The organism is Paenibacillus roseus (genome assembly GCF_016424485.1).
Classification (GTDB): domain Bacteria; phylum Bacillota; class Bacilli; order Paenibacillales; family Paenibacillaceae; genus Paenibacillus_D; species Paenibacillus_D roseus.
Genome location: NZ_JAELUP010000061.1, coordinates 98,509 through 119,646, shown reverse-complemented (window position 1 = coordinate 119,646; position 21,138 = coordinate 98,509). Strand labels below are relative to the sequence as shown.

Sequence of the window (21,138 nt, the reverse complement as noted above, 5' to 3'; positions counted from 1 at the left end):
GCGTAAACGGCTTTGCCGTCCTTTGACGGGCAAAAACTTCGTTTCGCGGAGAAATAGAAGCCATTTATAAAAAGAAAATTTATAAATTCTTATATTTTTAAAAAAGCCCCCATCCTGATGGATGAGGGCGTTCCGTTGTTAACTGTTATTACAGTTTAACTACGTTTTCTGCTTGTGGTCCGCGATTGCCTTGTACCACGTTGAATTCTACGCGTTGACCTTCGTCAAGAGTTTTGAAACCGTCGCCTGTGATTGCGGAGAAGTGAACGAATACGTCGCTTCCGCCTTCAACTTCGATAAATCCAAAACCTTTTTCTGCGTTGAACCATTTAACTGTACCTTGTTGCATGTGGATAACCTCCAAATTGAAAATTAACATGTTCATTTTTTGCCGATAAACAAAAATTCACATATTGAGAAAGGCTTCATCAAGAAATGTTAACCCTTTTCAATACATGAATTGGTTACACTTTTATTAATGTTGAGTTGATCATATCACAGTCCAAACAGGAAAGCAAATCATTCATCACTAAAATCTTTTATAAATACCCGTAAATTTTTTATAAACACACGTATCCCAATACCCAAAGTTGGTGCTTGACAGTTCTGCTTGAGTCAAGCCGCAAGATAAAGGGATAATGGTCCATGTTAATTTTTCAGAAACCAGTCTTAAATAGTAACTATGAACATATCATTTTATAAAAGATATTCTATCGAATATGGAGGTCATCTTATGTTGAAGACGAGTGTACAATGGGCCACAATGTTATTGCTGGGGACTCTGCTGCTTCCATTCTGGTCCGCTGCTGCATCTGCTGACAGTTTGGCTGATGAGGACGAAATCATTCAGTTTATTATTAATGGACAAGCTTACCAGCATCCCGACGGCGAGCCAACCGCTTATGTGAATGAGCAGAATCGGACAATGGTTCCAGTCAGCCTGTTTCTCAAAGCGATGGATTTGCCCGGGTATTCTCTGCGCTGGGACGAGCAGGCTCAAACCGCTGTGATCCACTATGCATCCCATTCCCTCACTCTTACAAACGGAACCTCTGAAATGATATGGAATGGCAATAAGGTAAAGCTGGATTCCAAAGTAGAAGCAACGCAAGGTCGGTTGTTTGCACCGGTACGTACAATTACAGAAGCATTGGGCGGCTTGATCGCCTATGAATCTTACCATAATATCATTTATATTACGACAGAGCCTTACGCCATCGCCTCCCATTCACCTGAGCAAGCAAAGGAGCTTATTGAGGAACAGGCTGCTGCTGTGCTGGGAGCACTGGCAGCGCAGGACTTCAACGCCCTCGCTGATCAGGTTGATCCGAAGAGGGGCGTCCGATTCTCCCCATTTACTTACGTAGATGCAGCCCGGCATACTGTTTTAAGCCGGGAGGCGCTTGCCAGCCAGGGAATTGCAAATAAGGTCTATAATTGGGGCATTTATGACGGTTCAGGCGAGGATATCGAGTTAAGCTTGAGTGATTACTATAAGGAATTTATTTATCCCCATGACTACCGGGAAGCGCCTCAAGTCAGCTACAACCAGCAGCTTTTCCACGGAAATATGATCAATAATGCGGCTAAAGTCTATCCGGGCTCCATAATTGTGGAATATCATTTTGAGGAGATCAACCCCGAATATGCAGGATTGGACTGGCGAAGTTTGCGGTTGGTGTTTCAGCCTGCTGGAGGGCAATGGTATTTGGTCGGCATCATAAATGATCAGTGGACGACATAGGCAGCGTAGCGCTGGCGGCGGCTGTGGAAACAGTTTGCAAGCAGGCATGGAGTAATTTGAAGAAAGAAAGAAAGGCTTCCATCCGGGGGCTGACCGGACGGAAGCCTTTTGATTCGGGGACAACAGCGATCGGAAGAACCTTTCACACGCAGGCCTTGCCTGACTTTCTTTAATTCAACTTATACATTTACGGACACAGCTCCCTCGCTGCTCTGAAGCTGGTACATGCGATAATAGCGGCCCTGCAGCGCCATCAGTTCCTCATGCGTACCTCGCTCCACAATATGCCCGCGGTGGAGTACAAGGATGCGGTCCGCATCTTTTATCGTGGAAAGGCGATGGGCGATAATGAATGTCGTACGGCCATGACGCAATACTTCAAGCGCTCTTTGAATAACAGACTCTGTCTCGCTATCGATGCTTGAAGTCGCCTCATCCAGTATCAGAATTGCAGGATCAAAAGCAAGGGCACGTGCAAATGAGATAAGCTGTCTCTGGCCCGCTGACAACGTCGATCCCCGTTCGACGACCGGCTCTTGCAGACCTTTTGGCAACTTGCCGACAAAGTCAGCCGCACCTACCTCATCCAGTGCCCGCTGCACATCGGCCTCAACCATTTCATCATTATATAAACTAACATTGAACCGAATATCCCCCGTGAACAGGAACGGGTCCTGCAGCACGATCCCCATATGACGGCGCAGTTCCTGTCTGGACATGCCCGCAATATCAGCGCCGTCGATAAGAATCTGTCCCGCATTCGGCTCGTAAAATCCGAGCAGCAGGTTCATGATTGAGCTTTTTCCAGAACCGGTATGCCCGACAAGCGCGACGGTTTCCCCCCTGCTTGCTTCAAATGAAATTTCTTTCAATACCGGTTGATCCGGCTGGTAGCCGAAAGTGACCCCTTTGAATTCCACATGTCCCTGCGGCCTTGGAGGATTCACGCCTGCTTCGACTTCTTTCCCTGGTTCATCCATCAGCTCGAATACCCGCTCCGCAGACACAACGGCACGTTGTGCGTTCATCAACTGATCGAAGATCCCAATAATCGGCTCAAATATCCGGCCCAAATAATCAATAAATGCGTAAAAGACCCCAAAGGAGATGGCGCCTTCCAGCGATCCGCTGCCGAAGTACCAGATAATCATAGCCGTAAAAATTCGGCCTACCAGATACACCGCATTCCGCCCCGAAAATGAAAATATCCGAAATTGCGTACGCTGATTCTGGTAGCGGTCTTCATTCAGCCTCTCGAATTCCTCCTGAACCGCCTTTTCACGGCGGAACACCTGGAGCACAGGCATAATTTGAATGACTTCGCTAAGCATCGCATTCATCTCCGCGAGCCGGGCGCGAATCGCTGCCACATACTTGCGGGAAAATTTCAGATGGAGCGCCATAATGCCCGCATAGATTGGCAGCAGCAAGAAACAGACCAACGCCATCCGCCAGTCCAGAAACAACAACGCTCCAAAAACACCCAGGATGTTCAATCCGCTAACGACAAAGGTCGACATGAAACTCATGTACAATTCCTTAATGTTCTCCGTGTCATTGGCAACACGTGAGACAACCTGCCCGAGTGGCGTGTTGTCAAAATAACGGACCGGCATACGGTGCAAATTTCGGAATACATCCATCCGGATACGTTGTACGACGCGCTGAGCCACCGCCTGCAACATATAGCTCTGAATAAAGTTAAGGACACTTGCAATGATCGCAAGCAGGATAATAAGCCCGATCAAAAGCAGTACCGGCTGCATGTCATAGCTGTAGAAATCCGCCGTCTCGGAAGCGGTCAGCCGGATATTGCCATATGCGGCGCTCTCCAGCAAGAACGCTGCTCCTTCCTGCTTGATATGCACAATCGGATAAGCTTGCAGCGCATCCCTTTCCTCCGCTTGCAGCCAGTCTGCACGGATAAACGCCTGTTCCCGGTAATTCACATGATTGACGGAAACGGGAGCCTGATCCTGGGGCAGTTCAATCCACGCCTGCTCAATTGCCAAGATATGATCGTCTATAATGATTTTCGCAATATATGGTCCGGCCAGTTGGGCTGCCATCGCTACAACCAAGATGACAAGCGCCGCAATTACCTGCCGTCTGAACAGCAGTACATAGCCTACTAACCGTCTGGATACTGAAGTATTGCCCGGCTTGGTCATAACTCCTCCTTCCCGTCCGTCAGCAGGGCCTGCTCAAGTTTTTGCCTGTTATACTGCAGGCAATACCAGCCCCCAAGCTCCATCAGTTGATCATGAGTTCCCGATTCTGTGATATGGCCGTTGTCAAGCACAATAATTTGCTGTGCATGGGCAACAGCCGTCAGTCGATGAGTAGCAATTAGTGTCGTGCGACCCTCGCGTGTTCGCCTTATTTGCTCTAAAATCGCATGCTCGGTACGAGCGTCTACCGCAGATAATGCATCATCCAGTATAAGGATATCGGGGTCAATCAGCAGCGCCCGCGCGATGCCAACCCGCTGCTTTTGTCCCCCGGACAAGGCAACTCCATTTTCCCCTACAATAGTTTCGAGTCCCTGCTCCATCTGCTCAACGTCATGTTTGAGAAATGCAAGTTCCAGGACTGCTGCAAGCTCGGAATCAGTAGCGTTCGGCTTGCCGAGTGAAATATTTTCGCGGATTGTCCGGGACTGCAGCAGATGCTCCTGCGGGACATATCCGACCCAACTGCGGACATGATGAATGGCAATGCGCTCAAGCGGAGCGCCGTCAATCAGCAGGCTGCGCTCCGGCAGCGGATACTGCCTTAGCAGTTGCTTCAGCAGCGTGCTCTTGCCGCTTCCCGTGCGGCCAACAATGCCCAATGTTTCCCCGCGGCGGATTGTCAGCGTCAGGTCCGTAAGACTGTCCGTATTCGCCTCCGGATAACGGAACGTAAGCCCTTTGAATTCAATCAGACCGGGATGGACAAGCTCCATAGGCTTATCCGCATCGCTTACTTCCTGCCGCTGGTTCAAATTATCCTGTATGCGGTTCACAGATGCATTGCCCCGCTGTAAAATATTAATGAACTCGCCGAATGCAATCATCGGCCATATCAGCAGTCCCAGGTAAATATTAAACGTAACCAGTTGCCCTAAAGTAATTTCATTGTTGAAGACAAGAAAAGAACCGTAGCCGATCCCGATTGCAAAACTGATGCCCACTATGATAGATATCGCAGGCTGAAAAAGAGCGTTCACATAAGCAACTCTGATATTCTTTTCCATGACTTCGCCTGTCACCCGCTCAAATGCCTCCATATCCTTCTCTTCCTGCACATAGGAGCGGATGACGCGCATGACCGAAATAGACTCCAGCACATGATCATTCATTTGCCCGAATGATTCTTGAGCCAAAATGAATCGATTGCGCAGTGACTTACCCAGCCGATTGATCGCCAGCGCCAGCAGAGGAAGCGGCAGCAGGGCCGCAATCATCAGCTTGAAGCTGACAAACAGGATCATGGATACCATAACAACCGAGGTAATCACCACTGTATTGACCAGTGTCACCACGCCAAATCCAGCCGTATTGCTGACTGCCTGGATATCGTTGGATGCCAGCGCCATCAGTTCACCGGAGCGGTTGCGCTGGAAGAAGGAAGGTGTCATCCTCGTCCAATGACCGAATAAGCGGTCCCGAAGCTGCTTGTCTAGCAGAGCCGCACTGCCGAACAACAAATTATTCCATGCATAAATAAACAAATACATCACAATCGCGATTCCGATCAATAGCCCGACTGTCTCCATAAGAAGGGCCTGTGTCAGCAGCCCGGCCTTCATCTTGTCTATGGCATTCCCTACGAGACGGGGCGCTACACTATTCAGGTAGCTAGTAGAAGACATTAGGAATACAATGAGCACATATAAGAGCCAGCGTTTGCGAAAAAACCAGCCCAGCTTCGTTATAAACGACAAATAAACGCCCCCCATCATCTATTCCCTATATTGTACAGGGAAGGTGAATATTTTAAAACCTGTTCCAGCTCAAAGTTGAAATCGGCATTCCGTTTCAGTTACGATAGCAGCAGACATTGACATAAACATACATGCATAGGTGGGAGCCTTTATGGAACATTGGCTTGGCAAACTTGGCTTGACAGCCTACAGACTGCGCAAATGGATTGTAGCCGTATGGATCATTGCGGTGTTAGGTCTGGCTGTATTTGCAGTCCAGCTTCCTGGGGTGCTTAAAGGGAACGGCTTCACGATGAAAGGTTCCTTCCAGGAGGTGAACCAGCTTCTTAAAGACCGTTTTAAAGTCTATGATACTACGGTTCTGCTGCTGTTTGAACAGTCTGTGGACGGAGATTACAGCAAGTTCGAAGCGCAAATCAGACAAACGATGGACAGGCTTCTCGCACTGCCGTTGCAGGGGCTTGCTACTGCGACGGGCCCTTTTGAAGGAAAAGGAGTGTCGGCGAGCGACAAAATGATGAAGGACGGGGTCGCTTATGCCGCGCTAGGATTTGATCTGGAAGCCAAGCATATGAAAGACAATTTGAGCTCGATTCAAGATGCTGTCAACGGACTGAAAAAAGAAGGCATTCCCGTCAAACTTACAGGAGCGCCGATCATTGAGAATGATTTGAATACAGCCAGCCAGGAGGACTTGACACGGGCCGAAATGATCGGACTTCCGGTCGCGCTTATCGTCCTGCTGCTGGCCTTTGGCGGACTTATTGCCGCGGGACTGCCGCTCATCGTCGGGCTGATCAGTGTTGTCTGCACAATGGGCGTGCTGTACTTCTTCGGCTTGCAGATGGATCTGTCTGTATTCCTGCTCAATGTCATCGTTATGTTGGGGCTTGCGCTTGGCATCGATTTCGCTCTGCTATTTGTCAACCGTTTTCGGCAAGAGCTGGCCCAGCACTCAGTCGAGGTAGCGACCCGCATTTCGGTACAAACAGCAGGCGAGTCGATCATTTTCTCCGGGCTATGTGTCTTCATTGGACTGGCGGGCATGCTGTTCATCCAGGTCGATATTTTCAAAGTCATCGCACTCGGGGGCATGACAGTCGTGCTGTTCTCTATTCTCTCGGCCCTTACGCTTCTTCCCGCATTATTGTCATTGCTCGGCCATCGCATAAATCGATTTATGGTGTTAAGGAACCGTACCCGCACCTCAGTATCATCTCCGGACGGCATCTGGCTGCGCTTCTCGCGAAATGTTATGAAGCGTCCTGTTCTTATGGCACTGTCTGCCTTCCTGTTGCTGCTGGCGGCCATGATCCCGATCCGTAATATGGATTTGCGAGTGCCTGACACGACTTCACTCCCGGAACACTATGAATCGCGGATAGCGTATAACTTGTATGAGGAGACCTTTATCGCCAGTCATCATGCTTCCATCGTTGTCCTGGCGCAAGCGCCGGAAAGCTACAGCCAGCAAGATGCCTTACAGCGCTTATACCAGTTGCAGCAGAAACTGCAGAAGGACCCTTATGTGGAACAAGTTGAATCCATCTTTACGCTGGCCGGGGGTGTAAATGCAGAGCAATGGCAGGCTATGATGGATAGTCCCGCGGCAGTTCAGCAACTCGCTCCAATAAAGGAAGCGATGCTGAGCGATAATTTGGCTCTGCTGCGCGTTCAGCTTAAAGGAGACAACTTTGCAAAGGCAACTAAAAAATGGGTCAAGAGCTGGGAACGCGAAGACAATGGGCTGCAATTAAAAATCGGCGGCTATGCCAAATTTAATCAGGAAATATTCGATGAAATTTCCACCAAAGCGGTGTATAGCCTTGCGCTGATTTTTGGCGCCACCTATCTGGTGCTGCTGCTCGCCTTCCGCTCTGTGCTCATCCCTCTGAAAGCCATTTTGATGAACGCTCTGAGTTTGTGCGCAACCTTCGGTCTGCTCGTATGGATTTTTCAGGACGGTCTGCTTGGAATGGAGCCTTCAAGCATTGCTCTGTTTATCCCGATTTTCATCTTCAGCATTGTTTTCGGGTTGAGCACCGATTACGAGGTCTTCCTCATTTCGCGAATTCAGGAGATCTACCGCCAAACACAGGACAATGATCAAGCGACCTTAGAAGGGCTTGCGCTTACAAGCAAAATCATTACGTCCGCCGCCGCGATTATGATTGTCATTACAGGGGCTTTCGCTTTTACAGGCGTCATGCCTATCAAACAGCTTGGCGTCGGCATCGCTCTCGCCATCTTCATTGATGCGACAATCGTCCGGATGGTGCTCGTTCCGTCCATGATGAAGCTGCTCGGCAAATGGAACTGGTGGGCTCCCCGTTTTATTCAGGGTAGGAAAATGCGGGATGAGGGACGAGCGGATTAATTGTCTGCTCTGGTTGTAATGGTGAAGCCTTCAACAAGTTTGCGGCTCAGGAGGTTACGCTTAATGATTCATCTTTAGAGGAAGACCGTCTGTGATACGACAGGTCTTCCTTTTGTTTGTGGGCGAAAAGAAACCCGTAAGATGGACACTTAAAAAAGTGAACTCTTACGGGTTTTTGTGTACTAATCATACTATTGGGGGGCTCCCTCGTATCGCCAACCATATCTGCATGCAAATTTTGTTCGACGCCGCCGTCCATAATCTGAAGGTGATTGAAGAAAGCGACGTCGCTAGCGTACTCGCAGACATAGATCGGCACCACGGAGGTGCGGTCTTGAAACCCATACGCTTTCATCGGGATCAGTCTCTTAAAACGTTAACCGCCCATTCTTGCGCTCATCGACCTGCTCCCGTCAAATCTTTTCATGGATTCAGGATGAATCCCTATAAATGCACGATTGGCAATTATTGATAATATATAACAAATATAGTACAATTTTTCGTGTCATATATATCAATAAGTGAAACCTAGTAGCTTGTTGAAATCGCTGGTAAGCATTTCATTAAAAATTGATTGAAAGGATGATTTTTTTGAAAAGAAGAAAAATTATAGTCAACTCATGGATAAAACCCGTTATATTTTAATCTTGCATTTCATTTGCTTGCTTGCAGGCTGCGCTTTTTGGTTCATCTCATACTTAGACCAGATTAATATGATTAACAATGGCTATCTAAATAAAGATTCACTTTCGTTTCGCACTAAAGGATGGGAAGGCAAACTGAAGAACCATAAGGCCAATTACATATTGATGCAATATGACAGCATTTCCCCTTATTTTAAGTATGTACACGTTAACGGTCACGTTAAGCTTCCTCCAATCGACTATATTTCAGGCATGAGCACGGCGGAGCGAACCAAATATGCGCTTATTGGGAAAATGGTCGGTACGATAGCCAACATACCAAAGTCCTATGAAATCATTGGCTATTTCCATACGCCACATTCCTATCGGCTACAATCCCAAATATGGTTAGTCAGCAAAGAGGCGGCTATCGAACTGACTAACGGAACAAACTTTGATTTCTCTACACCTTCAGGAAATGCTAGGAAAGTATTGGATAGGCTTATTGGCAGTGAGAAGTATGAGCTGATTCCCAGGGATCAATTCGGGACTTATGTGCTTGAGTCAAACCGAATGTTCCCAGCTTTTCTGACGGTTTCCATACTTTTTTTGGCGATCATGAAAGTCCTGGTGATTTTTATGTGGATACGGAAGGATAACGCCGTAATAAAGGTGTTTTATTTTTCAGGAAGTTCCTATTGGCGCATTACCGGTTTTTTGGTGCAGCAGAAGTTGCTGCCGTATTTTTTTAGCTCCAGCGGATTACTCGTCTTATTCTTGACATTTAAATTCATTAACCCATTATGGGATAACGTATGGCTTTATAAGTTGACGTACTTTGTCTGCGCTGGCTGGCTGGTTCTACTGATTACTCTTGGGTTTACGATTATTAAGGAGTCGGTTCAAAAAGGTGGTAAGCGATTTTGAAAGTTCGCAAATTATTATTCAAGCAGACCCCTTATTTAAATGTACTTAGTGGGGTAGCAGCTATACTATTTTGTTCACTGATCCTAGTATTAATCCTTAACCTGCAAAAATCGAACATAGAGACAACTGCTGCTCATCAGTTCAACGGGAAAAATGTATACCAAATTTCCGATAATTTATACAACGAGCAGGAGAAATTGTTTTTCTCAAATCCAAACAGTTTTTCTATTTTGTATCAATTCGGTCAAAAACTTCGCCAATCCAATAAATTTGACTACTACAATGCCGTGTGGCAACCTATAGAACTTGCTGATTTCAAAATAGACCAGCAGTTTGGTCCTTACTATGAACCTGGTAGAGGGCTTCAAATACGCGAGTTTGAAGGTAAATCATATGCGACAGTCGCATCGTTCCAGATTAACGCAAAGGTATTCGAATATAATAATATTGGTTTGCAAGAAGGTAGTTTTTTTTCCTCTAATTCATATTTCTTCGAAGAAGATAAGGACATTCCGATTCTGCTTGGTGCAGCTTATAAAGGCATCTATCAGGTAGGGGACCGTTTGGAGCTTCTGCACTATTCTCGGCATTTTAATGGTGTCGTGACGGGCATTCTTAAGCCTCAACAAAGAATATTTACGATGAATGACCCTGAGGCAGTGATTGATCGAAGCGTGATTTTACCTGTTCGGTATTTCAAGGAACCTCCCAAGAATACAGAGGGTATCTTCGCAAAAGCCTCTCTATATAGCCATATGAATGGCACGATAATCACGAATCTGTCTCCTATGGAGCTGAGGGCTGCCCTCGAACCGATCAATGTTGAGTCAAACTTTGAAGCCTATAGCATCATCGGAGCAGAAAGCTTATCAATTCTGGCACTATCGAAGATGACAGATACCAATCGCTTGCTTCTCTTTATTGTCAGCATAACGACGGGTTTCATGTTAGCAGGGCTATACCTTTGGACCTTATCCTTGTTAATTAAGCGTAATATACCGGTTTATATGGTAATGTTGATTAGCGGTGCAACAATGGATTCCATTCAGATGTTGTCAAGCAGAAGACTGATGCTGACGATTGGGATTACTAGTTTGTTTCCGACTACTCTTCTAATAATTATCGTAGAGAACCCCTTCTATTTCTTGGTTGTCTATTACATGGTGATTGTCATTGTAGTACTCCTGCTTGTAGGAATGGTTAAACTAATGTCGAAGAAGTTGTTTCGCAGGCTTGATCTCGTGCAACAATTGAAAGGTTGATCCCATATGCGACTAGTGCTAGAGAACGTAAAGAAAGAATACAAGGATACGCTTTTATTCCAAAATATCCAATTGCGAGTTCCATCCGGCGAAATGGTCGCCCTGCAAGGCAGAAGCGGGGTCGGGAAAAGCACATTGCTCAATCTCGTTGCCGGACTGGAGAAGCCGACTTCCGGCGAAATACAGGTGAACGGGATTTCACTTAGCGGCAAAAGCATGAACGAATTAAGTTCCATCCGAGGCAAGGAAATCGGTTACATTGCTCAGAATAGTCCGATGATTCCCAAGCTAACCGCATTGGAAAATGCAAAAGTTCCCCTTTGGTTAGTCAAGCAAAAGTCGGATGAAGAAGCTGCAGCTATGCAACGCCTATTTCATTTCGGCGATTTACTCGGCGTTGCTCATCTGTTTGAGAAGCGAATCGAAAAACTGTCCGGCGGCGAGGCACAACGAATCGGTATTTTACGGGCGCTTGTTCGAAACCCGGGGCTGATTGTAGCGGATGAACCAACCTCTGCACTGGATGATGAGTCAGTAGAACAAGTAATTGCCTGTTTTCATCATATTCGTTCGCAAGGGGTGACAATCATAGTGGCTACCCATAGTGCGCAAATCGCGACCAGATGCGATAAACGTTATAGGATCACCCAATCCGAACTTGTCAGCGTACCCTAAGCGAGCGATACGCGCTACTAATCCGTTTCCTCGCATGTAGCTCGCTTTATGCGTGACCATTCCATTAGATACGGTTCCTTCCGCTACGCAAAACTACATAAAATAAAAAGGCGAGCTCTGCGTCGCTACGCAAAACCGCCTTATGATTAGAATGGTAAAAAAAAGCGCAAATCAAAGTTTTTGAAAGAGACAAGCAAGAGGCTTCTGTCCTATTTGCTCTTTTCCAAATATTCCTCAACCCAGCCCGCTGTTTGCGCAAGCTGCTGCTCCGCGCGCCCGATCGCTGCCTCTACCTGTATCGTAGCCGTACCGCCGTATACATTGCGGGCATTGACGACCTGCTCCGGCTGCAGCACCTGATAAATACGGTCATCGAACAGCGGGGAGAATTGCTTGAATTCGTCCAGCGTCAGGTCCAGCAGGTATTTATTGTTCTCAATGCAGTACAGAACCGTCTTGCCGATAACCTCGTGAGCCTGGCGGAACGGCAAGCCTTTGCCGACAAGGAAGTCCGCAATATCTGTCGCATTGGAGAAATCCTGATTGACGGCCTGGCGCATCTGCTGCTTGTTCACCTTCATGGTCGCGATCATTGGAGCAAACAGTTGGAGCGCCCCCTGCATTGTCCGTACGGTATCAAACATGCCTTCCTTGTCTTCCTGCATATCTTTGTTATACGCCAGCGGCAGCGACTTGAGCACAGTCAGAAGTCCGATCAGATCGCCATAGACGCGTCCGGTTTTGCCCCGGACAAGCTCTGGCACATCCGGATTTTTCTTCTGCGGCATAATGCTGCTTCCCGTACAGAACGCATCGTCCAGCTCGACGAAACGGAATTCGGTGCTCGACCACAGAATAAGCTCCTCGCTCAGACGGGACAAGTGCATCATGACCAACGAAGCGTGGGACAAAAACTCCACGATGAAGTCACGGTCGCTTACTGCATCAAGGCTGTTTTCATAGACCCGCTCGAATCCAAGCTGCTCCGCTACAAAATGGCGGTCGATCGGAAACGTTGTCCCGGCCAGCGCTCCCGCTCCGAGCGGCAATGTGTTGATCCGCTTGTAGCTGTCCTGAAGCCGCTCGATATCCCGTCCAAACATGGACACATACGCCATCAAATGATGCGCGAACAAGATCGGCTGCGCCCGCTGCAGGTGAGTATAGCCTGGCACAATCGTATCGAGATTTTCCCTGGCTTGCCCAACCAGCGCTTCCTGAAGCTTCTGCAGCAGGCCGACGAATTCAACCACCCGCTTGCGCAGGTAAAGGTGCATGTCCGTAGCAACCTGGTCGTTCCGGCTGCGGCCGGTATGCAGCTTGCCGCCCACCGCACCGATATCGTCGATCAGCGCCTTTTCAATATTCATATGGATGTCCTCGTCCGCAATTGCGAACTCGATTTCCCCACGCTTGATTCGTTGAAGCACGCGGTGAAGACCATCCTGAATGGCCTCCACATCCTCGGCAGGGAGAATGCCCTGCTTGCCCAGCATTGTGACATGCGCCAGACTGCCCTGGATATCCTCCTGTGCCAGCTCCTTGTCAAACTCGATTGAAGCTGTATATTCCTCAACCAACTGGTCGGTTTTTTTCGTAAAACGTCCGCCCCATAATTTGCTCACCGTGTGAACACTCCTTTCGAAATCCGGTTCGTTAGCGTCCTACTTGCGGCTTTGCTCCACACCGGAGGAAACCTTCAAGCGCAGGGCGTTAAGACGGATAAATCCAGTTGCGTCCCCTTGGTCATAAGCTTGCGTAGGATCAGCTTCCATTGTGGCAATATCCGGGTTGTAAAGGCTGACAGGGCTTTTCACGCCTGCGCCGATAACATTGCCCTTGTACAGCTTCAGACGCACGACACCTGTTACGTTCTTCTGACTTTCAGCAACCAGCGCCTGCAGCGCCAGACGCTCAGGAGCGAACCAGAAGCCGTTGTACACCAATGTGCTGTACTTGGAAATCAGGGAGTCGCGCAGATGCATAACTTCGCGGTCCATGGTCAAAGATTCTATTTTGCGATGTGCAGTGAACAGAATGGTACCGCCCGGCGTCTCATATACGCCGCGGCTCTTCATGCCGACGAAGCGGTTCTCCACCATATCCACGCGTCCGATGCCATGCTTGCCGCCAAGTTCATTCAGCTTATCCATGACACCCAGCGGACTCAGTGATTCGCCGTTGATCGCTGTCGCAATCCCGCTCTCGAAGGTCAGCTCAATATATTCAGCCTGATCCGGCGCTTCCTCCGGGGACACGCTCAACACATACATGTCGCGGTTCTCATCCGCACTTGCATCAAACCACGGATCTTCCAGCATGCCGCTCTCAAAACTGATATGCAGCAGATTGCGGTCCATAGAGTATGGCTTGGAGGCGGAAGCCTGCACCGGAATGCCGTGCTTCTCGGCGTATGCGATCATCTCCGCTCGGCCCGGGAACTGCTCGCGGAAGCTCTCCAAACGCCATGGCGCGATGACACTGATCTCAGGCGCCAAGGCCGCAGCCGTCAACTCGAAGCGCACCTGGTCATTTCCTTTGCCTGTTGCGCCGTGCGCAATTGCAATTGCGCCTTCCGCTCTGGCGATGTCCACCATCCGCTTGGCGATCAATGGACGGGCAATGGAGGTTCCGAGCAAATATTGGCCTTCATACAGCGCTCCGGCCTGAAACATCGGGTTAATGAAATCTTGGGCGAACTCTTCACGCAGATCATCAATATATACTTTGGAAGCGCCGGTAGCGAGCGCTTTTTCTTCCAGACCGTCCAATTCTTCCTTTTGTCCAATATCAGCGGTAAACGCGATGATTTCCGCATCGTAGGTCTCTTTGAGCCATTTCAGGATGACGGAGGTATCCAGCCCGCCCGAGTATGCCAATACAATTTTATCCTTTGCCATTGCTTAAATCCTCTCCCTTTACATAAGTGCAGCCATAATTGATTTTTGCGCGTGCAGCCGATTCTCTGCCTGATCAAAAATAATCGATTGCTTGCCGTCAATAACGCTCTCGCTGACTTCCTCGCCGCGGTGGGCAGGCAGACAGTGCATGAACAGGTAATCCTTCTTCGCATATTTCACAAGCTCGTCGTTCACCTGATAATTTGCAAATGCAAGCTCACGTTCCTTTTGCTCCGCTTCGAAGCCCATGCTGGCCCAAACATCCGTATAGACGATATCCGCATCGGCAATCGCTTCTTTCGGATCATGGCACACATGGATCTGCGACCCGGTCTGGGAAGCGACATCCTTGCTCTGGCTCATAATTTCTTCATCCGCTTCATAGCCGGCAGGACTCGCCACGGAAATATGCATGCCCAGCTTCGCGGCGCCCATTACTAAAGAATGTACCATATTGTTGCCATCACCGATATAGGCTACCTTCAAGCCTTCGAGCTTGCCCTTGTGCTCCAGAACGGTCTGGTAATCGGCAAGCGCCTGGCATGGGTGGGAACGGTCTGTCAGACCATTGATGACCGGTACGGTCGCCCCTCTTGCCAAATCTACAACGGTGCGGTGTGCAAAGGTGCGAATCATAATGCCGTCCAGATAGCGGGACATGACTTGCGCCGTATCCGATACCGTCTCTCCGCGTCCGATCTGCAGATCATTGCGGCTCAGGAACAAGGCATGACCGCCTAGCTGATACATCCCCACCTCGAACGACACGCGTGTACGGGTCGATGATTTTTCGAAAATCATCCCGAGTGTTTTTCCCTTTAGCGGTTGATAGATTTCCCCTGCCTTTTGCTTGCGCTTCAGCTCAATGCCGAGATCGATAAGATAACGGATTTCCTCAGACGTAAAGTCGGTCAGGCCGAGAAAATCCCGTCCTTTCAAGCTGACTGCCAGCTCTTCATTGAGTGTGCCTTGCATTGCTTTCACTCCCTCATTTATGATTTCACAGTAGATGCCGCCTGCTCGGCCAGCAGCGTCGCCAGAATTTGCACCCCGTGGTCAATTTCTTCATTCGTAATGATCAAGCTCGGCAGCAATCGGATCACATTCGGCCCTGCGGTTACAACCAGCAAACCGCGATTGCGCGCCTCTGTGACGATATCTGATACCGGCTGTACGCATTCGATACCGATAATCAGACCTTTGCCGCGGATTTCCTTGACGAATGGATTGCCAGCCAATGTCTCCTTCAGCTTGCCAGTCAGGTAAGCCCCCGCTTGCTTCGCTTGTTCTGCCACCTTTTCTCTTACAATCGTTTCGACCGTTGCCTTGACTGCAGCAGTCGCAATTGGCGTTCCGCCAAAGGTCGATCCATGGCTGCCGGGAGCAAATGCGTCACGCAGTTTCTCTTTGGCCAGCATCGCGCCAACAGGGAAGCCGCTTCCAAGCCCTTTTGCCAGTGTAAAAATATCCGGCTCAACGCCATAATGCTCAAAAGAGAACAACTTGCCTGTTCGTCCCATACCGGTTTGTATCTCATCAATAATCAGCAGCACACCATGCTTGTCGCACAGTTCGCGTACGAATTCAAGGTACTCCTGCTGAACCGAGTATACACCGCCCTCTGCCTGTACGGTCTCCAGCATAATGGCAGCGGTATGCTCGTTCACAGCCGCTTCCAAAGCAGCCTGATCATGCAGCGGCACATAGCGGAAGCCCTCTGGCAGCGGACCAAATCCTTCCTTTACTTTATCCTGTCCGGTTGCCGTCAGCGTAGCCAGCGTGCGACCGTGAAAGGAATTGGTCAGCGTAATAATTTCATACCGTCCATTTTCCAGCACCTTCTGATGGTAGCGACGAGCCAGCTTTATAGCAGCTTCATTCGCCTCTGCTCCGGAGTTGCAGAAGAACACGGCATCCGCACAGCTATTCTCCGTCAGCAACCTCGCTGCATCCTCCTGATTCGGAATATGGAACAGGTTGGATACATGCCACAGCTCATCAAGCTGCTTAACGAGCGCTTCCTTGACCTGCGCGGGGGCGTGCCCAAGGTTGGTAACCGCAATACCGCACATGAAATCCAGATACTTGTTGCCTTGCTCATCCCAGAGCCAGCTTCCGTCGCCCTTTACCAGCGCAATTGGATATCTGGCATATGTCGGGAACAATGCGCCCCCTCTTTGTGCTGATTCACTCATGATCTTCCCCTGCCTTCTATTCAGATTTTATAATTCGGGTGCCTACCTGGCTGCCCTGGAGCACCTTGCTAAGAATAGCTTCTTCTTCCCCGCTGACAATAACTACCTCGCTTACACAGCCTTGAATGCACTGGATCGCTGCGCGCACCTTTGGAATCATCCCGCCGTATATTTCCCCGCTTGCGATCATTGCCTCAATTTCATCAATCGTTACTGTCGGCAGTACTTTTTTCACACCGTCAACTTGCTTGAGAATACCCGGCACATCGGTAACGACGATCATCCGCTCGACGCCAAGGCGGGAAGCAACGGCTCCGGCAGCCGTGTCCGCATTAATATTGTAGCGCTGGCCTGCGCCGTCAATTCCGATTGGGGCAATGACAGGAATATAGGTCATCGCCATGATGCCTTCGATAATAGCCGCATTGACTTCCGTTACATCACCCACGAACCCGATCTCCGCATGATTCGCTACAGGCTGCACCTGAATCAGTCCGCCGTCGACGCCGGAGATTCCGAGCGCCTTGGCTCCACTTTGTCCGATCTTGCGTACAATTTCTTTATTAATGCGCCCTGCCAGCACCATTTCCACAACGTCCAGTACGGCTTCGCTTGTTTTCCTCAGACCGTTCACGAATTCGGATTCAATCCCCAGCTTGCCCAGCGTCTCCGAAATCGCCGGACCGCCGCCGTGTACAATAACAGGGCGTACGCCCTGCTCCTGCAAATGGCGCAAATCATCAAAAAAGGAGGACGGGAGCGCCGCCAACGTGCTTCCGCCGCATTTCATTACAAATCGCTGTTCCTTCATCCCCATTGCTCCTTCATCTGTACGGCGATCCTTCAAATCAGGTCCGGTAGGCAGCGTTAATCCGTACGTAATCATAGGTCAAATCACAACCCCAGCCAATCGCCTGCCCCTCGCCCAAGTGAAGATGAACGCGAATAACTACCGTGTCCCCCTTCAAATATTCCAGCGCGGCGTCTTCGTCAAAAACCACAGGTCTGGACTGCTTCAAGGTCTCAATCTCGCCAAGGTATATATCCACTGTATCCGGGTTAAGCGGCTCGCCAGCCCGCCCTGCTGCTGCAATAATCCGTCCCCAGTTCGCATCTGCGCCGAATACCGCGGATTTCACCAATGAGGACCCGATAATCGTCTTGGCAATTGCACGTGCGGACCGATTGCTTTCCGCTCCTTCAACCTGCACCTCAATCAGCTTGGTCGCTCCCTCACCATCGCGGGCAATCGCTTTTGCCAACACTTCACACACGTATTGCAGCGCTGCCGCAAATGCCGCATAATCCGGGTGCGAAGGCGTCAACTCATGATTCCCGGCCAATCCGCTGGCCATGGCCACAAGCATGTCATTCGTGCTCGTATCACCATCTACGGTAATCATGTTAAAGGTCAGATCAGTAGCCTTCCCAAGCAATTGCTGGAGGGATGATCTGCCAATGTTGACATCCGTCGTTACAAAGCCGAGCATGGTTGCCATATTCGGATGAATCATTCCCGATCCTTTTGCCGCACCTGCTACATGAACGGTTTTGCCGTCGACCTCTACAGAGACGCATACCATCTTCTGAACCAAATCCGTAGTCAAAATCGCCTGGCAGAAATCCTCGGACGCTGACGTTGTACCCCCCAGCCTTTGTGGCAATCCAGCGATGCCGTCCAACACGCGATCCATCTTCAGCAGTTCGCCGATCACACCTGTCGAAGCAACAGCTACCTCTTGTTCGGAGACACCTGCCGCGTCAGCAAAGGATTTGCGCATCTGAAAGGCGTCTTCCTCTCCCTGTTTTCCTGTACAAGCGTTGGCATTGCCGCTGTTCACAAGCACCGCCCGAAGCGTGCCTCCATTGGCAATACTGTCCTTCGTAACTTTAATTGGCGCGGCTTGAACCCGATTCAAGGTGTAGACACCGGCCGCCGCCGCCGGAACCTCACATAGGATTGCGCCCAAGTCATGACGCGTTGTTTTTTTCAGTCCGCAATGTAGTCCCCCTGCCGTAAAGCCCTTAGGCGTAGTAATTGAACCTTCCGGTACAACTTTGAAGACTTCTCCAGTGCCTTGTTCCATGACGCGTTCAAACTCCTTTGTCAAGCGTAAACGGCTGCAGTCAGACATGAATCGCGGCTAGCTGAATTACACAGCAGTCAGGTTCCAGTTCTATACCGCCCATCTCAGGCAGCAGCGTTCCGCGAAATAAATATGCATATAAATGAGTATTACGGGTAAACCGGAACAAAATGAAGTCCGAGCGTCTCGTCCCAGCCCATCATCAGGTTCAAATTCTGGATGGCCTGGCCGGCAGCGCCTTTAACCAGGTTATCAATCACCGATACAATCGTCACTCTGCCTGTGCGCTCATCGACTGCAAACCCAATGTCACAATAATTGGACCCGGACACCTCTTTGGTAGCCGGCCATTGGCCTTCCGGACGAACTCTGACAAACTTGCGTCCTTGATAGTAGCTGCGGTACAACTCTATGAATTCCTGAGTGCTATGATTGCCTGAAATGGCAGCATACATCGTACACATAATGCCGCGTGTCATCGGCACAAGGTGTGTGGTAAAGGTCGCGACGACAGGCTTCCCAGCCACACGCCCCAGTACCTGTTCGATTTCAGGGATGTGCTGGTGCTTGTTGATTTTATAGGCTTTGAAATTCTCGTTCAGCTCGGAGTAGTGAGTCCCGAGTCCAACACCACGACCTGCACCGGACACACCGGACTTGGCATCAATAATGATAGTTGAAGGATCGAGCCAGCCGGCAGCAACAGCCGGCACCAGCCCTAGCAAAGCCGCTGTTGGATAACAGCCTGGATTGGAAATAAGTTCCTGTCCCTTCACCTCGTTGCCGAATACTTCAGCCAGACCGAATACGGCTTGCTCCAGCAGTGCCGGATCAGCGGCGGGCTTTTTATACCAGCGCTCGTACAAATCCGGGGACTTCAGCCTCAAATCTCCGGATAAATCAATAACCTTCAGACCTGCCTGTAACATCTGTGGAGCCAATTGTGAAGCAATACCTGAAGGTGTTGCCAGAAATACGAGATCAGCCTTGCTCCTTGTGGCTTCTGCATCAACCGCGTCCAGAAGATCTGTACGGATTTCCGTCAAATGCGGAAAACCCTCAGCAATTGGCGCGCCTGCTGAGGAAGATGATATAACGGATGTAATCTCGACATACGGATGGGCCTCCAACAAACGGATTAGTTCAACCCCGCCATAGCCTGTAGATCCCACGACCGCAACACGAATCTGGTTACTCATTTCTCACTCTCTCCCATCCTTATCTATTAAAGTATATAGAAATCGAAAACAACCTGTCATTTCGTTCATCTAAAATACCGGACTTCCAACTTTGAATTATTATACATTGAAATTTATATAAATACAACGATTATTCTGTCCTTTTAAATCCCTCTCCCAGAACTTCCGCCGTATCACTAATAATAACGAAAGCGCGCGGGTCAACAGCCTGGACAAGCGACTTTAACCTGGGCACCTCATTCTGGCTGACGACGACCATCACAATCGGTCGATCCTCGCCGGTGTAGCCGCCTTGCGCAATGAGCCGGGTCATCCCCCGATCGAGATCATGAAGCACGCTTTCGCCAATCTCCTCAGCTTTATTCGAGATAATAAAAGCAACCTTGGATACGAGAAGCCCCGTCTGCATGATATCAATTGTCTTGCTCGTAACAAACAAGGCGATTAAAGCGTAAAGCGCATTTTCAGGCGATATAATGAGTCCTGCGGCCAGGATAACCATACCATCAAATAGCGGCAGTGCCAGTCCAAGGCGAAGGCCCGTATACCGGTGCAAAAGCTGTGCCGCCAGATCAAGTCCGCCCGTGGAGCCCCGCCCCCGGAACACAAGTCCAAGACCGATTCCAACCCCGATTCCTCCATAAATAGCTGCAAGCAGCGGATTGCTTGTCGGAGAAGACCAGTGTGAGGTGAGGAGCACGAATAATGGCAGTACGAGCGAGCCGAGTACGGTTTGCAGCGCAAAGCGCTTTCCGAACACAAACAATCCTGCGAAAAATAACGGCACATTCAGCGCCCATTGCGTGTAAGCAGGAACAATGCCCAGCGTTCTTTGTACAATGATGGATACGCCGGAAACGCCCCCTGAGGCAATTCCATTGGAGACAAAAAACATATTAAAACTGACCGCTACAAACAAGCAGCCTAAAACAAGCAACAGGATTCGGCCTGCAGCTTGCTTTGCCGGATGTATCGGACGGTTATGAACGCGGTTCCGATGACGTTTCTTTACAGCTGGAGGATGGTCTTTGATCCCGCTCAACGGCATACATCCTTTTCTCGTAAGATATATGTAGGTAAATAAATTGGAAATTCGCAGCCCCATCTTTTCGAACAGTATGTGCAAAGACCCGCCCCATCATGCGGCTTCTCGCCTGAGTGAACCAAAACGTAAATCATTATATAATCGAGAATGTGGAAAAGATGGGCATGCAAATAAAC

At 49.4% G+C, this 21,138-nt stretch carries 16 protein-coding genes; 5 read left to right on the top strand and 11 right to left on the bottom strand.

What is annotated here, in order from left to right:
* Window positions 1–148: 148 nt before the first annotated feature.
* Window positions 149–349: a cold-shock protein gene (locus JFN88_RS11840; RefSeq protein WP_188528831.1), complete on the bottom strand. Its 201-nt coding sequence runs from the start codon at window positions 347–349 to the stop codon at window positions 149–151.
* A 384-nt stretch (window positions 350–733) separates the two neighbouring features.
* On the opposite strand from JFN88_RS11840, the gene JFN88_RS11835 reads away from it, so the two are divergent.
* Window positions 734–1,744, top strand: coding sequence for a copper amine oxidase N-terminal domain-containing protein (locus JFN88_RS11835; RefSeq protein ID WP_199019500.1), 1,011 nt, complete (start codon window positions 734–736; stop codon window positions 1,742–1,744).
* Between the two features lie 179 nt (window positions 1,745–1,923).
* Here JFN88_RS11835 and JFN88_RS11830 read toward each other — a convergent pair whose 3' ends face one another.
* Window positions 1,924–3,915 (bottom strand): ABC transporter ATP-binding protein, encoded by a 1,992-nt coding sequence (locus JFN88_RS11830; RefSeq protein WP_199019499.1) that lies wholly within the window; start codon window positions 3,913–3,915, stop codon window positions 1,924–1,926.
* The gene (locus tag JFN88_RS11825) at window positions 3,912–5,672 is read right to left on the bottom strand and encodes an ABC transporter ATP-binding protein (protein WP_199019498.1); all 1,761 of its coding nucleotides are present in this window, start codon (window positions 5,670–5,672) and stop codon (window positions 3,912–3,914) included. The genes JFN88_RS11830 and JFN88_RS11825 overlap by 4 nt, the downstream gene beginning before the upstream one ends.
* A 151-nt stretch (window positions 5,673–5,823) precedes the next feature.
* On the opposite strand from JFN88_RS11825, the gene JFN88_RS11820 reads away from it, so the two are divergent.
* The 4 genes from JFN88_RS11820 (at window position 5,824) to JFN88_RS11805 (ending at window position 11,536) form a co-directional block, all read left to right on the top strand.
* Complete coding sequence (locus JFN88_RS11820) at window positions 5,824–8,049, top strand: MMPL family transporter (protein ID WP_199019497.1); 2,226 nt, start codon at window positions 5,824–5,826, stop codon at window positions 8,047–8,049.
* A 713-nt stretch (window positions 8,050–8,762) separates the two neighbouring features.
* Window positions 8,763–9,599, top strand: a complete 837-nt coding sequence (locus JFN88_RS11815; protein WP_199019496.1) for a hypothetical protein — start codon at window positions 8,763–8,765, stop codon at window positions 9,597–9,599.
* Window positions 9,596–10,861: a hypothetical protein gene (locus JFN88_RS11810; protein ID WP_199019495.1), complete on the top strand. Its 1,266-nt coding sequence runs from the start codon at window positions 9,596–9,598 to the stop codon at window positions 10,859–10,861. The genes JFN88_RS11815 and JFN88_RS11810 overlap by 4 nt, the downstream gene beginning before the upstream one ends.
* A gap of 6 nt (window positions 10,862–10,867) precedes the next feature.
* Window positions 10,868–11,536, top strand: a complete 669-nt coding sequence (locus JFN88_RS11805) for an ABC transporter ATP-binding protein (protein WP_199019494.1) — start codon at window positions 10,868–10,870, stop codon at window positions 11,534–11,536.
* A gap of 209 nt (window positions 11,537–11,745) precedes the next feature.
* Here the strand turns inward: JFN88_RS11805 and argH are convergent, their stop codons facing one another.
* The 8 genes from argH to JFN88_RS11765 all read right to left on the bottom strand — a co-directional run bounded on the left by argH (window position 11,746) and on the right by JFN88_RS11765 (window position 20,965).
* The gene (argH, locus tag JFN88_RS11800) at window positions 11,746–13,161 is read right to left on the bottom strand and encodes an argininosuccinate lyase (protein WP_199019493.1); all 1,416 of its coding nucleotides are present in this window, start codon (window positions 13,159–13,161) and stop codon (window positions 11,746–11,748) included.
* Window positions 13,162–13,200: 39 nt separating this feature from the next.
* Window positions 13,201–14,436: an argininosuccinate synthase gene (locus JFN88_RS11795; RefSeq protein WP_199019492.1), complete on the bottom strand. Its 1,236-nt coding sequence runs from the start codon at window positions 14,434–14,436 to the stop codon at window positions 13,201–13,203.
* Between the two features lie 18 nt (window positions 14,437–14,454).
* Window positions 14,455–15,411, bottom strand: coding sequence for an ornithine carbamoyltransferase (gene argF / locus JFN88_RS11790; RefSeq protein ID WP_199019491.1), 957 nt, complete (start codon window positions 15,409–15,411; stop codon window positions 14,455–14,457).
* Window positions 15,412–15,428: 17 nt separating this feature from the next.
* Window positions 15,429–16,631 carry an acetylornithine transaminase gene (argD, locus tag JFN88_RS11785; protein WP_199019490.1) on the bottom strand — a complete coding sequence of 401 codons (1,203 nt, stop codon included), beginning with the start codon at window positions 16,629–16,631 and terminating at the stop codon, window positions 15,429–15,431.
* Between the two features lie 16 nt (window positions 16,632–16,647).
* Window positions 16,648–17,442, bottom strand: coding sequence for an acetylglutamate kinase (gene argB / locus JFN88_RS11780; protein WP_199019520.1), 795 nt, complete (start codon window positions 17,440–17,442; stop codon window positions 16,648–16,650).
* Between the two features lie 37 nt (window positions 17,443–17,479).
* Window positions 17,480–18,718 (bottom strand): bifunctional ornithine acetyltransferase/N-acetylglutamate synthase, encoded by a 1,239-nt coding sequence (gene argJ, locus JFN88_RS11775; protein WP_199019489.1) that lies wholly within the window; start codon window positions 18,716–18,718, stop codon window positions 17,480–17,482.
* A 149-nt stretch (window positions 18,719–18,867) separates the two neighbouring features.
* Window positions 18,868–19,917 (bottom strand): N-acetyl-gamma-glutamyl-phosphate reductase, encoded by a 1,050-nt coding sequence (argC, locus tag JFN88_RS11770; RefSeq protein WP_233167735.1) that lies wholly within the window; start codon window positions 19,915–19,917, stop codon window positions 18,868–18,870.
* Between the two features lie 130 nt (window positions 19,918–20,047).
* Window positions 20,048–20,965, bottom strand: a complete 918-nt coding sequence (locus tag JFN88_RS11765) for a YitT family protein (protein ID WP_199019488.1) — start codon at window positions 20,963–20,965, stop codon at window positions 20,048–20,050.
* Between the last annotated feature and the right edge of the window lie 173 nt (window positions 20,966–21,138).

Coding starts and splice junctions, on each gene's coding strand:
- JFN88_RS11840 (WP_188528831.1), bottom strand. CDS start 349: ATGCAACAAGGTACAGTTAAATGGTTCAACGCAGAAAAAGGTTTTGGA.
- argJ (WP_199019489.1), bottom strand. CDS start 18,718: ATGGAACAAGGCACTGGAGAAGTCTTCAAAGTTGTACCGGAAGGTTCA.
- JFN88_RS11820 (WP_199019497.1), top strand. CDS start 5,824: ATGGAACATTGGCTTGGCAAACTTGGCTTGACAGCCTACAGACTGCGC.
- JFN88_RS11835 (WP_199019500.1), top strand. CDS start 734: ATGTTGAAGACGAGTGTACAATGGGCCACAATGTTATTGCTGGGGACT.
- argF (WP_199019491.1), bottom strand. CDS start 15,411: ATGCAAGGCACACTCAATGAAGAGCTGGCAGTCAGCTTGAAAGGACGG.
- argD (WP_199019490.1), bottom strand. CDS start 16,631: ATGAGTGAATCAGCACAAAGAGGGGGCGCATTGTTCCCGACATATGCC.
- JFN88_RS11815 (WP_199019496.1), top strand. CDS start 8,763: ATGATTAACAATGGCTATCTAAATAAAGATTCACTTTCGTTTCGCACT.
- JFN88_RS11830 (WP_199019499.1), bottom strand. CDS start 3,915: ATGACCAAGCCGGGCAATACTTCAGTATCCAGACGGTTAGTAGGCTAT.
- JFN88_RS11765 (WP_199019488.1), bottom strand. CDS start 20,965: ATGCCGTTGAGCGGGATCAAAGACCATCCTCCAGCTGTAAAGAAACGT.
- JFN88_RS11805 (WP_199019494.1), top strand. CDS start 10,868: ATGCGACTAGTGCTAGAGAACGTAAAGAAAGAATACAAGGATACGCTT.
- argB (WP_199019520.1), bottom strand. CDS start 17,442: ATGAAGGAACAGCGATTTGTAATGAAATGCGGCGGAAGCACGTTGGCG.
- JFN88_RS11795 (WP_199019492.1), bottom strand. CDS start 14,436: ATGGCAAAGGATAAAATTGTATTGGCATACTCGGGCGGGCTGGATACC.
- argC (WP_233167735.1), bottom strand. CDS start 19,917: ATGAGTAACCAGATTCGTGTTGCGGTCGTGGGATCTACAGGCTATGGC.